Here is a 12,303-nt window from a genome sequence, read left to right on the forward strand (position 1 = left end):
TCGGTCAACCAAGATACGGATAAAGCGGAAAACGATCCGTCAATGCCGCCACCTTGGCCTTCACGGCTGTCTCGACGGCCGCATTGCCCTCATCGGAATTGGCGACCTTCAGTCCATCCAGCACTTCGGCGATCAGCTTGCCGATCTCACGGAACTCGGCCTGGCCGAAGCCGCGCGTGGTGCCGGCCGGCGTGCCGAGCCGAACGCCCGAGGTCACGAAGGGCTTTTCCGGATCGAAGGGGATGCCGTTCTTGTTGCAGGTGATGTTAGCGCGGCCAAGGGCAGCTTCGGCGCGCTTGCCGGTGGCGTTCTTGGGACGCAGATCGACCAGCATCAGATGGTTGTCGGTACCGCCGGAGACGATGTCGAGACCGGTTTCCTGCAGGCTGGAGGCCAGCGCCTTGGCATTTGCGACGACGCTCTCCGCATATATCTTGAAGCTCGGGTTCAGCGCTTCGCCCAGAGCCACCGCCTTGGCGGCGATGACATGCATCAGCGGTCCGCCCTGCAGGCCGGGGAAGACGGCCGAATTCATCTTCTTGGCAATCTCCTCGTCATTGCAAAGGATCATGCCACCGCGCGGCCCACGCAGCGATTTGTGCGTCGTGGTGGTCACCACATGAGCATGCGGCAGCGGCGAAGGATGCACGCCGCCGGCGACCAGGCCGGCGATGTGGGCCATGTCGACCATCAGATAGGCACCGATCGAATCGGCAATCTCGCGAAAACGCTTCCAGTCCCAGATGCGTGAATAGGCGGTGCCGCCGGCCAGGATCAATTTCGGCTTGGTCTCATGGGCGGTCTTCTCGATCGCATCCATGTCGAGCAGATGATCATCCCTGCGCACGCCATAGGAGACAACCTTGAACCATTTGCCGCTCATATTGACCGGCGAGCCATGCGTCAGGTGCCCGCCGGAATTGAGGTCGAGGCCCATGAAGGTGTCGCCGGGCTGCAGCAGCGCCAGGAACACCGCCTGGTTCATCTGGCTGCCGGAATTCGGCTGGACGTTGGCGAAGTTGCAGCCGAACAGCTTTTTCGCGCGTTCGATGGCCAGTTCCTCGGCGACATCGACGAATTGGCAGCCGCCATAGTAGCGCTTGCCCGGATAGCCCTCGGCATATTTGTTGGTCATGATCGACCCTTGCGCCTCGAGCACGGCGCGCGAGACAATGTTTTCCGAGGCAATCAGCTCGATCTCGTGGCGCTGGCGGCCGAGTTCGTTGCGGATGGCGCCGAAAATCTCGGGGTCGGCATCGGCAAGCGTGGTTTCGAAGAAGGATTCGAATTTGTTCGACACTGCCGCTGCTGTTGCCATGGGCTGAAATCCTCAAGGTTCGGGGTCTGTCGCGCCATTAACACAGTTGCTTTCGGCCCGCCACGTTTGCTGCGCGAAATTTGCTGGCCGGATTGCGCCAGCGCCCTGAAAGCACATTATTTCCTCGCCTGCCGGCCGACAGCAGGGCTTCGCGTGATTTCCTGAACAGCGCCGCGTGGTTTGCATATGGTCCGTGGCGAACCGATTTTCGGAATCATGCGCAAAGCTCAGAGCGCGACGGCGACAATAAAAAAGGCCGCCCTTCCGGCGGCCTTTTGCAAATGAACTCAGCTGTTTAGAGCGCGGATGTGATCTGCAGCTCGTTGGCCCCGTCGAGGCCGTAAATGTCGTCGCGGAACTGCACCACGCCCGGCCCTGTCGACCAGGCCGAGATGTAGAGAAAATAGACCGCCACCGGATTGGTGACCTGCACCGGGACGTTCTCGCCACTCTTGATCGCTGCCTCGAAGTGCTGACGGTTCCAACCCGGCGTATCGCGAAGAATCCAGGTGACGAGATCGCGCACATTCTGGACGCGCACGCAGCCCGATGAATCGAAGCGCATCATCTTGCCGAACAGGCTCTGCTGCGGCGTGTCGTGCATGTAGACGCCGTCCGGGCTGGGGAAATTGATCTTGACCGAGGCCATCGCGTTGCCAGCACCCGGATCCTGGCGGAAGCGGTACTTCTCGGCGTCGTCGGTCGACCAGTCGACGGTCAGCGGATCAACCTCGCTGCCATCCGGCGCGAACAGACGGATGTGGCTGTCCTTGAGATAGTTGGGGTCCTTCCGCATCAGCGGAATGATGTCCTTGCGCACGATCGAGACCGGCGCGTTCCAGTAGGGATTGACGATGATCTCGTTAATCTTGGAATTGACGATCGGCGTCTGCCGGTCGATTTTGCCGACGATTGCGGTATGGCGCAGCACGACGCGATCGTTCTCAACGGCTTCGATCTGGGCGCCCGGGATGTCGACCAGCACGTAACGGTTGCCCAGCGTGCCGGCGCGCTCGCGCAGCCGCTGCAGATTGGTCTGCAACTGGCCGAGCCGAATTGGCGCCGAAACATTCATCGCGGCATAAGAATATTGGCCCAGCGTCCCGTCGGCAGGCAGGCCATGGCGCGCCTGGAAGCGCTTGACCGCGGAGTCGACGTAGGAATCGAAGGCTGTCGAAATGCCGGCGCTCTGCGCCAGATCGCCCGCAATCATCAGACGCTTGCGCAGCGGGACCACGTCGGGATCGTCGACGCCGAGCTGCAATTTCTTGGTGTCGGGAACCGGCTCCCAGCCGCCCTGGGCGACAATGTTCTGGTATTGCGCGACCGCCTGCTCGGTAAACGAAACGGTCTGCAGGCTGAAGATCGGCAGCGTCGAGGCCACCTTGCCGCCCTGGCTTGGGCGGGCGTCGAACTGGTCGTCCCAATTGCCGCGGGCCGAGGATTTCAGGATATCTCCGATCACATCCTGCGCACTGGCACGGCCGGCGACCATAGCGGCTGCGAGCGCGGAGGCTCCTGAAAGGAAGAAACGGCGGCTGGTTCTCATGGACGGTCCAGACATTCTTGCTACAATTCAACCTACCGGGCGGTCTCGCCCGCACTCTAGAGTTGGCTTCTTAACAATTAGCCAACCATGGCCCGCATCACTTCGGTGTAAAAACACATGGGAAGTGATTTGAGCACAGGACAAATGCACGGCTTTGGCCCCAGCATCACCCGCATCTTCGGTTCCACTGGAATATGGCGGCAACGTGGCTGTTGCTCGAATTTGGATCGGCCGGCCTGACGAAACGGAAAGACCGGTGCTTTTCGGCACCGGCCTTTGGTCCGCTCCGCGGCAGCGCTTCCGTGGTCCAGCTTCAGATCTTGATGCAGCGGGTGCGATTACATCCGGTAAGCGATGGTATCGTTCCAGAACCGGTCCAGCCGCTGGAGGGCGCGATTCATCTGCTTGAACTCTTCGGTGTTGATGCCGCCGACCTGCTCGATCGAGCCGACATGGCGCTCGTATAGGCCGGCGACGACCTCCGCCACCTCATTGCCCTTCGGCGTCAGCGAAACCCGCACCGAACGGCGGTCGATGCGCGAGCGCTGGTGGTTGATGAAGCCGAGATCGACCAGCTTCTTCAGATTGTAGGAGACATTCGAGCCGAGATAATAGCCGCGCGAGCGCAGCTCGCCGGCCGTCAACTCCGAATTGCCGATGTTGAACAGGAGCAGCGCCTGGATGGCGTTGATGTCGGAGCGGCCATTGCGGTCGAATTCGTCCTTGATCACGTCAAGCAGACGGCGGTGCAGCCGCTCGACCAGCTGCAGCGATTCCATGTACAGCGAACGGATCGCCTCGCGGCGGTCATCGGATACGTTGGCGGTCTTCGCCGCCGGACGCGAATTGATCATTGTCTTTGCCTCTCGTTTGTCGCCCGGTGATTTTTTGTTCTTCACCTTGATCGCGACACTATCGAATACTCATAAAATTCGACTTAAACGCCAAGGCTAACAAGAGCTTACCGGTAAGGGGTTTCGAAAGAGGCTTAACGGACGGTCACCCGAGCAAGGATAATTAACCTAAAGATTTAGCCACCGGTCCTGGCCGGAATTGCTATCGCCGGGCCTGCCGCTTCTGGATCCAGATCACCACGCGGAACACGATGTAGAGCAGCGCCACCGCAAGGTGCGAGGCGACGATCAGCAGCCGGTGGCCGAACAGCTCTGGGAAGCCGGCATACATGACCGTCTCGGTCACCGCGCAGATGAACCAGATCACCGGCCCCCAGGACGCCAGCATCCACAGGCCGGCGGCGGCGAATGGAAAAAACACCGCCAGCACCACCGCCGCCACCTGCCAGTGCACCGGCATCAGGTCGAAGCGCCATAAGGGGCCGGGGTAAAAGCCGATCAGCCGGATCCAGTACAAGATGCCGAACAGCAGGCAGTAGCCAGCGATGACGCGCTGGAACCAGGCGAAGATGACCTCGACCGTCGAGGGCTGCAGCACCACGCGTCTCGAGGCGGCCTCGCTCACAACTTCAGTTCCCGTTCGCCGAGCGGTGCGAAATAGGCATCGACGTCGACGGCGCTGACCTTATCGATGCCTGTCGGCCGCCATTGCGGCGTCGAGCCCTTGTCGATGATGGCAGCACGGATGCCTTCATAGAAGTCGTGCCCGGCAAGCATACGGTTGAGGATACGGAACTCCATTTTCATGCACTCGTCCATCGACAACGTCTGCCCGGCGCTGATCTGGCGCCAGGCGACATGCAGGCTGGTCGGCGACCGGGTGCGGATGGTGGCCAGCGTCTTTGCCGCGAACTCCTCGGCAGTGGCTGCCCGCTCCAGGCTGGCGACGATATCGGCCAGCGACGGCTGCGCGAAATGCCTGGCGATGGCTTCCAGCGTCGGCCTGTCGGTCTCGCGTTTGGCCGGGACGAAGCAGCCGCGCAGCACCGATTTCGGGTCGCCGCTTGCCGCCAGCCGGTCGAGAAAGCCAGCTTGATCCTCCGCCTTGATCGTATGCGTGGCCAGGCCCGACCACAAAGCATCGCCATGGCGGATGCGGTTGCCGGTCAGGGCAAGATACATGCCGAAGCTGCCGCCGAGATCCGGCAACAGATGGCTGGCGCCGACATCCGGGAAAAAGCCAATGCCGACCTCGGGCATGGCGAACTGGGCGTTCTCGGTCAGCACCCGCTGCGAGCCATGGAAGGAGATGCCGACGCCGCCGCCCATGACGATGCCGTCGATCAGCGCGACATAGGGTTTTTTGAAACGGGCGATACGGGCGTTCAGCCGGTATTCGTCGGCGAAGAAATCGACCGGAGGCTTTCCTGCCCGGCCGGCCTCATAGATATGAAGGATGTCGCCGCCTGCCGAAAACGCCCTGCCCTCGGCCTTGACGACAACGACGTCAACGCCGTCGTCACGCTCCCAGCTGCGCAGCGCCTTGTCCAGCGCTTTGACCATGCGGTGGGTCACGGCATTGAGCGCCTGCGGCCGCGTCAGCGTGACGACGCCGGCCCTGCCCAATCTTTCGAAGCGAATCTCGTCGCCTCCGCCAAAATCCATCGCCAGAGAATCCCTCCCCGCGCCCGCCGGGAGTGAAGTGCTAAAGCGTGGCGCATGGCCGCGTCAATGGCGGGCACGCCAGCGCAGCCTCTGGCCCGGACCGGAAGCCGGTGCTAACAATCGACGGCTACAGGCAGTAATGACGAAAAAGTCATGGCAGGCGCGTTGCAACGCGGCACCGACGGGGACGTCGTCTATGATTCGATTTTCGCGCCTTGCACTGGTGGCAATCGGGTTAGTCTGCACCTGCCTGGCTGCCCATCCAGCCTTGGCGACAAGCCTCGCAGAACTCTACCAGTCGCAAACCATCGTCAATGGCCAGGGAGAAGAACATCGTCAGGCCGGCTTCAAGGTCTGCCTCGACAAAGTGCTGGTGCGGGTATCCGGCGACCAGCGCCTGCCGGCGAAACCTCAGATGACAGCACTGCGCGACAAGGCCGGCAGCTTCGTCAGCAGCTTCCGCTATCGCGATCGCATGGAAGGTATCCCCAATCATGATGATCAAGGCACGTACGACCGGCCGCACGATCTCACTTGCCAGTACACGCCGCCGGTGATCGATAAAGTGCTTGCTGAGCTCGGCAGCAAGCCGTGGCTCGGCGAGCGGCCGATCATCTCGGTACTGCTGGCTGTGCAAGATGCACGCCAGCATTTTGTCTTGGCGAGCGACGGAGACGAACGCCCCTATATGGCAGAGTCCTTTCAATCGGCAGCCGGACCGTTGGCGATGAAGATCGTCATTCCAAGCAAGGCCGCTCTGGTAAAAACCGGGGCGATTTTGGAACAGGTGCGTGCGCTCTCACCCGAATTGCTGGCGAGAACTGTCGGCAACCAAGAGCTCTTGGCCGGCAGCCTAGTCTGGAGCGACAAGGAGTTGGGCTGGATCGCCGATTGGCGGCTTGCCATGGCCGGCAAGACCTACAAGTGGCAAGTGCGCGGCGTCAACTTCGACGAGGCATTCCGCGTCGCCATGCGGGGTGCTGCGCAGATCCTGTCAGGCAATGGCCAACCAGAATAGCGCCCGACAGGACCGCTGGCACAATCGTGTCGCATTGGTCAGCAGCGGAGGCTCGTGGTAAAAGTCGCCCGATCTGGAGTTTTGGCGATGAACAAATTCACCCCTGCAAAGCCTGCCGGCGCGCGCAGCGTCGACGAGATCACCGGCAGCCGGCGGCTGCGGCGCATGCGCAAGGCCGATTGGTCGCGCCGCCTTGTCCAGGAGAACCGGCTCTCGGTCGACGATCTGATCTGGCCGATCTTTGTCGTCGACGGCAGACAAGTGCGCGAACCGATCGCCGCCATGCCCGGCGTCTTCCGCCTGTCGCTCGACCTCGCCGTCAAGGAGGCTGAGCGCGCGGCTAAGCTTGGCATTCCGGCGATCGCCACTTTCCCCAATGTCGAGCTCGGCCTGCGCGATCAGACCGGTTCGCACATCCTCGATCCGGAAAACATCATCAACCGCGCCACCCGCGCCATCAAGCGCGCGGTGCCGGAGATCGGCATCATCACCGACGCGGCGCTGGACCCGTTCACCTCGCATGGCCATGACGGCATCTTGCGCGACGGCATTATCGTCAATGATGAAACGGTGGAGCAGGTGACGGCAGCAGCCGTCATCCAGGCGGCGGCAGGGGCCGACATCATCGCCCCCTCGGACATGATGGACGGCCGGATCGGTGCCATCCGCGATGCGCTGGACGCCAATGGGTTTCAGGATGTAGCGATCATGTCCTATGCGACCAAGTTCGCATCCGCCTTTTACGGCCCCTACCGCGAGGCGGTCGGCACCGCCGGCCTGCTCAAGGGCGACAAGAAGACCTATTACATCGATCACGCCAATTCCGACGAAGCGGTGCGCGAGGCCGAGCAGGATCTCGCCGAGGGCGCCGACATGCTGATGGTCAAGCCCGGCCTGCCCTATCTCGACATCATCCGCCGGCTGAAGGACGAGTTGCAGATGCCGACCTTCGCCTATCAAGTGTCGGGCGAATATTCGATGATCAAGGCCGCCGCCGCCAATGGCTGGATCGACGGGGAAAAGGCGATGCTTGAATCGCTGCTGGCCTTCAAGCGCGCCGGCTGCGACGGCATCCTGACCTATTTCGCGCCGGAAGTGGCTGAGATGCTGAAGGGGTGATGCGCCTCCGTAGCGCCCACATCGAGTAACGTTCCTTCGTCCAAAGCGCGACATGGCCACCGCAGGCAATCGCTTCAGGTTTGCGCTGCCCCTCATTGCCCTGCCGGGCATTTCTCCCCGTATAGTGACGGGGAGAAAGACGCGTTCGCAAAAGATTTCGCCAATCTCCAGCGTTGCAAAAACATCGCCGAGGTTGCGGCCAGCCCCTTCGCCCCGTCACTATACGGGGAGAAGGTGCCGGCAGGCGGATGAGGGGCGGCGCCAACATTGAGATTGGTCATTCCAACATGATTTGGAAGCGATTGGCCCCGGCGATTCAAAAAACCGCTTGCAAAATGCAATCAGTTAAGCTACCCGATAACTGCTTGCATCTCACAATTGGTTATCAAGGAGGCTCTCATGTCCAAACTTCGCGTCAGCGCTTTCACCTTGTCGATCGACGGCTTCGGCGCCGGTCCCGACCAAGACCTGAAGAACCCGCTGGGTGTTGGCGGGGAAGCCCTGCACGAATGGATGTTCGGCACCCGCACCTTCCGCAAGATGGTTCTCGGCAAGGATGGCGGGACCACGGACACTGACGAGGCGTTCGCCGCGCGCAGCTTCGAGAATGTCGGCGCCTGGATCCTCGGCCGCAACATGTTCGGGCCGATCCGCGGCGAGTGGCCTGACGAGAGCTGGAAAGGCTGGTGGGGAGACAATCCGCCATACCACGTGCCGGTCTTCGTGCTGACGCACCATCAGCGGGATCCCATTGTCATGGAGGGCGGCACGACCTTCTATTTCGTGACCGACGGCATCCACTCAGCGCTGGAGAAGGCGAAAGCAGCGGCTGACGGCAAGGATGTACGGCTGGGCGGTGGCGTTTCTACGATCCGGCAGTATCTCAAGGAAAAGCTCATCGACGAGATGCATCTGGCGATCTCACCTGTCCTGCTCGGCGCAGGCGAGAGCCTTTTTGCCGGCATCGACATGCCCAAGCTCGGCTACCGCTGCAGCGAGCAGGTCGCGACGCCGAAGGCCACGCATGTCATCATCGAGCGCGCCTAGCTTGTTGCAGGGCGCTGCCCACGGAGGCAGCGCCCCTCCTCGCTGCTTTAGTCAGTATTTCTCCGGCACATACAGTTCGCGCGGCAGCACCTGACGTTCGTATTCGGGATTGAAGACGCGCTCCGGTAGTGTGATCTCCTCGTGCGGCACCTCCTCATAGGGCATTTGCTTGAGGAGATGGTCGATGCAATTCAGCCGCGCCCGCTTCTTGTCGTTGCCCTCGACGATGAACCAGGGAGCTTCCGGGATGTTGGTGCGGGCGAAGGTTTCTTCCTTGGCCTTGGTGTACTGCTCCCAGCGCACGCGCGACTGGAGGTCCATCGGCGACAATTTCCATTGCTTCATCGGGTCGTGGATGCGCATCAAAAAGCGCATCTGCTGCTCCTCATCGGTGATCGAAAACCAGTATTTGACAAGCGTAATGCCTGAGCGGAGGAGCATGCGTTCGAAATCCGGCACGTCGCGAAAGAACTCCTCGACCTGATCCGGCTGGGCAAAGCCCATCACCCGCTCGACGCCGGAGCGGTTGTACCAGGAGCGGTCGAACAGCACGATCTCACCGCCGGCCGGCAGATGCGGAACGTAGCGCTGGAAATACCATTGCGACTTCTCGCGCTCGGTCGGCGCCGGTAGTGCTACGACGCGGCAGATGCGCGGATTGAGCCGCTGGGTGATGCGCTTTATGACGCCACCCTTGCCCGCCGAGTCGCGGCCCTCGAATACCACGACGAGCTTCTTCTTGTGATAGGCGACCCAGGACTGCAGCTTGATCAATTCGGATTGCAGCGTGATTAGATCCCGAAAATATTGCAGGCGGTCGATCGATGGCGGATGCGCATTCTTATAGATCTTGGCGATCTCCATCGACAGCGCCGGCTCAGAGATTTCCAGCTCATAATCTTCGTCGAGCGTGTCGGCGAGTTCCGCTTCCAGCCAGTCCCTGGCCGGGGAATTCTGTTTTATCTCGGTCATTTGCGCTGCTCCGCTTACAGGCCGTGTCGGCCGCTGTCAGGCGCTCTGCCGCCCGGCCCGGCGGCCGGAAATCGAAGCGCTGAACCGATGTTAGTATAGGCCAGCAATGACGGTTTTATTGCAGCCGCTGTTGCGCTGGCTGCGCGTCCAATCCGTAAGATGTGATCGATGTTGCCCTGCAACACGGGCGACAAGCGGAACGAATTATCCTACAAATGCCCGGTTCATTCAGGGCTGTCGTTTGAAACGCCCTTTCCCGATAAAATCATGAGGATACGACATGGAATACCGCACTCTCGGCCGTTCCGGGCTGAAGGTTTCGACGCTGACCATGGGCACCATGACGTTCGGCGGCGGCGGCGCGTTTTCGGCGGTCGGCAAGACCGATCTCGACGAGGCGCGCCGGATGATCGACCTTTGCATCGATGCCGGCATCAACGTCATCGACACCGCCAACGTTTATTCGAACGGGGTGTCAGAGGAGATCATCGGCGAGGCGCTCGGCGGCAAGCGCAAGGGCGACGTGTTGATCGCCTCCAAGGCGCGCATGCGGATCGGCAAAGGCCCCAATGATGAAGGCCTGTCGCGCTATCATCTGATCCGCGAATGCGAGAGGAGCCTGAAGCGCCTCAGGACCGATGTCATCGACATCTATTTCCTGCACGAGTGGGATGGCCTGACACCGCTCGAGGAAACCATCGCCGCGCTCGACACGCTGGTCGCGCAGGGCAAGGTCCGCTATGTCGGCTGTTCCAATTATTCCGGCTGGCAGGTGATGAAGGGGCTCGGTATCAGTGACCGTCATCACCAGCCGCGCTTCGTCACCCAGCAGATCCACTACACTCTGGAAGCCCGCGAGGCCGAGTATGAATTGTTGCCGATCTCGGTCGACCAGGGGCTCGGCGTGCTGGTCTGGAGCCCGCTCGCCGGCGGATTGCTGTCCGGCAAATATCACCGTGACCAGCCGACCGCCCGCCAGCTCAGCGGCTGGTCGGAACCGCCGATCCGCGACGAGGACCGGCTGTGGCGGATCGTCGACGTGCTGATCGATATCGGCAAGAACCACGGCGTGTCGGCAGCGCAGGTGGCGCTTGCCTGGTTGCTTGGCCGGCCCGCCGTCAGTTCGCTGGTGATCGGCGGACGAACCGAAGCGCATTTCAAGGACAATATCGCTGCTGCAAGCCTGGTGCTCGGCGATGAGGAGCGCACACGCCTCGACGTGGTCAGCAGGCCGCCCGTGCTCTATCCCTACTGGCACCAGCAATTCACGGCAAAGGACCGGTTCGGGCCCGCCGATCTCGTCCTCGACCGGGACGGCGCCTGAAAAAACGCCCTGAAGCGGGGCTCCCCGGACTGCGACGAGATATGGAGCCGATCGTGCCTTGCGGTGTTGTGTTTGTGGCCCAATGCTCCTAGGCAAAGGCCAAGCACAATGAAAGGAAACGATATGCCACGAGCACCGAACTACGGTCAGGAACGCAAGGAACGCGACCGGCAGAAGGCTGCCAAGAAGGCGGAAAAGCAGGCTGCCAAGGTCGCGGCCAAGGAGCGCTCGAAGCCCGAGGGCGAAAGCGAGTCCCAAACCAACACCGAAACGGCCGAGTGATGATATCAGGCCTGTCAGGCGGCCCGGGTCTCGATCAAGTCCCCGCTATGCCTCAGGCCGGCGCCTTGTCGCTGACGAAGACGTTCACTTCGCGGGCGGCGGCAATGAAGGCCCGTCTTGCGTTCATGGCCGGCTTGTCGCCGGCCAGCGCATCATGACAGGCTTGCAGCGCTTCGCGGTGCTTGGGGCTGCGCTTGCCGGGCCAATTGTTGAGGAGGTAGTCGGAAGCCTCGCGGGCCGTACGCAAGAGCTGATTGCTTCCCGCCGCGCCCTTGACGGTCACGGGTGTGTCAAATCGGTTGTTTTCCATCGCCGCTCTTACGCCATCGGCATTTGCGAAGCGAGACCGAAAGTAGCTTTCTTCGCTCATCTGCCTTTTTCGTGATCAATGGCCGCCGATCCTCACTCAAGCGACGACGGCAAATCCCCTGGCGCGCAGGCCGCGCCGGTCGTTGCGCAACGACGTGACCAGCCGGTCGCGGCTACCGTCGATATGAGATGAAAGCAGGCAGGCGGCCCCGTCGGCATCGCCGGCCCGCACCGCCGACAGAATGTCATGGTGTTCGGCCCAGGCACGGCCAAGCGCTGCCTCGTCGCGAACCTCGAGCCAGCGGGCGCGCGACAGGCGCGTCATCGCATCACGAACCGCTCTGAACAGGAACTCGTTGCCTGACAGGCGCGCCAGCTCGATATGAAAATCCATGCCGACACGATGCCATTCCTCGCGCGGCGTCTGGTCGTCGCAGGAATCGAGCATCGCCTCGATGATTTCGACGGCACCCCTGTCCTGCAAGGCACAAGTCAGCCTGACTGCCGCGACCTCGACCGCCTCGCGATAGACGGCGATCTGCTCCAGCTCGGCAAGATTGATGGGCGAGACCGTCCAGCCGCGGCCGTCGCGGCAGATCAGGCCTTCGGTCTCGAGCCGCAGTAACGCCGCCCTGACCGGCGTGCGCGAGGCGCCGAAGCGGCTTTCGACCCAGCGCTCCGTCAGCCGCTCGCCGGGACCGATCTCGAGCCCGAGGATCATCTCGCGAAGCTGCTTTTCGACGTTCTGCATCTGCGACATTGGCGTTCCGTTGTTGGAGCCGGTTCATTGGCCCTCTGCTCACCGGCCATTACTGGCGATCACTTTGCAGGGACCGCATTGACAGC

13 protein-coding genes are annotated in these 12,303 nt (G+C 61.7%); 5 read left to right on the plus strand and 8 right to left on the minus strand.

The window, feature by feature from the left end:
• Positions 1 to 4 precede the first annotated feature (4 nt).
• From glyA to NKH63_RS09255, 5 genes are all read right to left on the minus strand, one after another.
• The gene (glyA, locus tag NKH63_RS09235; RefSeq protein WP_023717273.1) at positions 5 to 1,318 is read right to left on the minus strand and encodes a serine hydroxymethyltransferase; all 1,314 of its coding nucleotides are present in this window, start codon (positions 1,316 to 1,318) and stop codon (positions 5 to 7) included.
• Between the two features lie 295 nt (positions 1,319 to 1,613).
• Positions 1,614 to 2,867: a L,D-transpeptidase family protein gene (locus tag NKH63_RS09240; RefSeq protein WP_023717271.1), complete on the minus strand. Its 1,254-nt coding sequence runs from the start codon at positions 2,865 to 2,867 to the stop codon at positions 1,614 to 1,616.
• Positions 2,868 to 3,205: 338 nt separating this feature from the next.
• On the minus strand, positions 3,206 to 3,721 hold the full coding sequence (ldtR, locus tag NKH63_RS09245; protein WP_023674486.1) for a transcriptional regulator LdtR: 516 nt from the start codon (positions 3,719 to 3,721) through the stop codon (positions 3,206 to 3,208).
• A 202-nt stretch (positions 3,722 to 3,923) separates the two neighbouring features.
• On the minus strand, positions 3,924 to 4,346 hold the full coding sequence (locus NKH63_RS09250; protein WP_023717270.1) for a DUF6163 family protein: 423 nt from the start codon (positions 4,344 to 4,346) through the stop codon (positions 3,924 to 3,926).
• Positions 4,343 to 5,386 carry an enoyl-CoA hydratase/isomerase family protein gene (locus NKH63_RS09255; protein WP_352481233.1) on the minus strand — a complete coding sequence of 348 codons (1,044 nt, stop codon included), beginning with the start codon at positions 5,384 to 5,386 and terminating at the stop codon, positions 4,343 to 4,345. The genes NKH63_RS09250 and NKH63_RS09255 overlap by 4 nt, the downstream gene beginning before the upstream one ends.
• Before the next feature lie 37 nt (positions 5,387 to 5,423).
• Here NKH63_RS09255 and NKH63_RS09260 point away from each other — a divergent pair, with 37 nt between their 5' ends.
• From NKH63_RS09260 to NKH63_RS09270, 3 genes are all read left to right on the plus strand, one after another.
• The gene (locus tag NKH63_RS09260; protein WP_352917827.1) at positions 5,424 to 6,404 is read left to right on the plus strand and encodes a DUF8605 domain-containing protein; all 981 of its coding nucleotides are present in this window, start codon (positions 5,424 to 5,426) and stop codon (positions 6,402 to 6,404) included.
• An 87-nt stretch (positions 6,405 to 6,491) separates the two neighbouring features.
• Positions 6,492 to 7,523: a porphobilinogen synthase gene (hemB, locus tag NKH63_RS09265; protein WP_023717267.1), complete on the plus strand. Its 1,032-nt coding sequence runs from the start codon at positions 6,492 to 6,494 to the stop codon at positions 7,521 to 7,523.
• Positions 7,524 to 7,922: 399 nt separating this feature from the next.
• Positions 7,923 to 8,570, plus strand: a complete 648-nt coding sequence (locus tag NKH63_RS09270) for a dihydrofolate reductase family protein (RefSeq protein ID WP_023717266.1) — start codon at positions 7,923 to 7,925, stop codon at positions 8,568 to 8,570.
• 51 nt (positions 8,571 to 8,621) lie between these two features.
• On the opposite strand, the gene ppk2 is transcribed toward NKH63_RS09270, so the two are convergent.
• Positions 8,622 to 9,542 (minus strand): polyphosphate kinase 2, encoded by a 921-nt coding sequence (ppk2, locus tag NKH63_RS09275; RefSeq protein ID WP_023717265.1) that lies wholly within the window; start codon positions 9,540 to 9,542, stop codon positions 8,622 to 8,624.
• 280 nt (positions 9,543 to 9,822) lie between these two features.
• Between ppk2 and NKH63_RS09280 the strand changes: the two genes are divergently transcribed.
• Entirely contained in the window at positions 9,823 to 10,866 is a 1,044-nt protein-coding gene (locus NKH63_RS09280) for an aldo/keto reductase (RefSeq protein ID WP_023717264.1), read from the plus strand.
• 123 nt (positions 10,867 to 10,989) lie between these two features.
• Complete coding sequence (locus NKH63_RS09285; protein ID WP_023717263.1) at positions 10,990 to 11,148, plus strand: hypothetical protein; 159 nt, start codon at positions 10,990 to 10,992, stop codon at positions 11,146 to 11,148.
• Between the two features lie 52 nt (positions 11,149 to 11,200).
• Here NKH63_RS09285 and NKH63_RS09290 read toward each other — a convergent pair whose 3' ends face one another.
• On the minus strand, positions 11,201 to 11,458 hold the full coding sequence (locus tag NKH63_RS09290) for a DUF982 domain-containing protein (protein WP_023674477.1): 258 nt from the start codon (positions 11,456 to 11,458) through the stop codon (positions 11,201 to 11,203).
• A gap of 96 nt (positions 11,459 to 11,554) precedes the next feature.
• Positions 11,555 to 12,217 (minus strand): GntR family transcriptional regulator, encoded by a 663-nt coding sequence (locus NKH63_RS09295; protein WP_023717262.1) that lies wholly within the window; start codon positions 12,215 to 12,217, stop codon positions 11,555 to 11,557.
• Positions 12,218 to 12,303: the final 86 nt, after the last annotated feature.

Source organism: Mesorhizobium sp. M0960 (assembly GCF_040319055.1).
Lineage (GTDB): Bacteria > Pseudomonadota > Alphaproteobacteria > Rhizobiales > Rhizobiaceae > Mesorhizobium.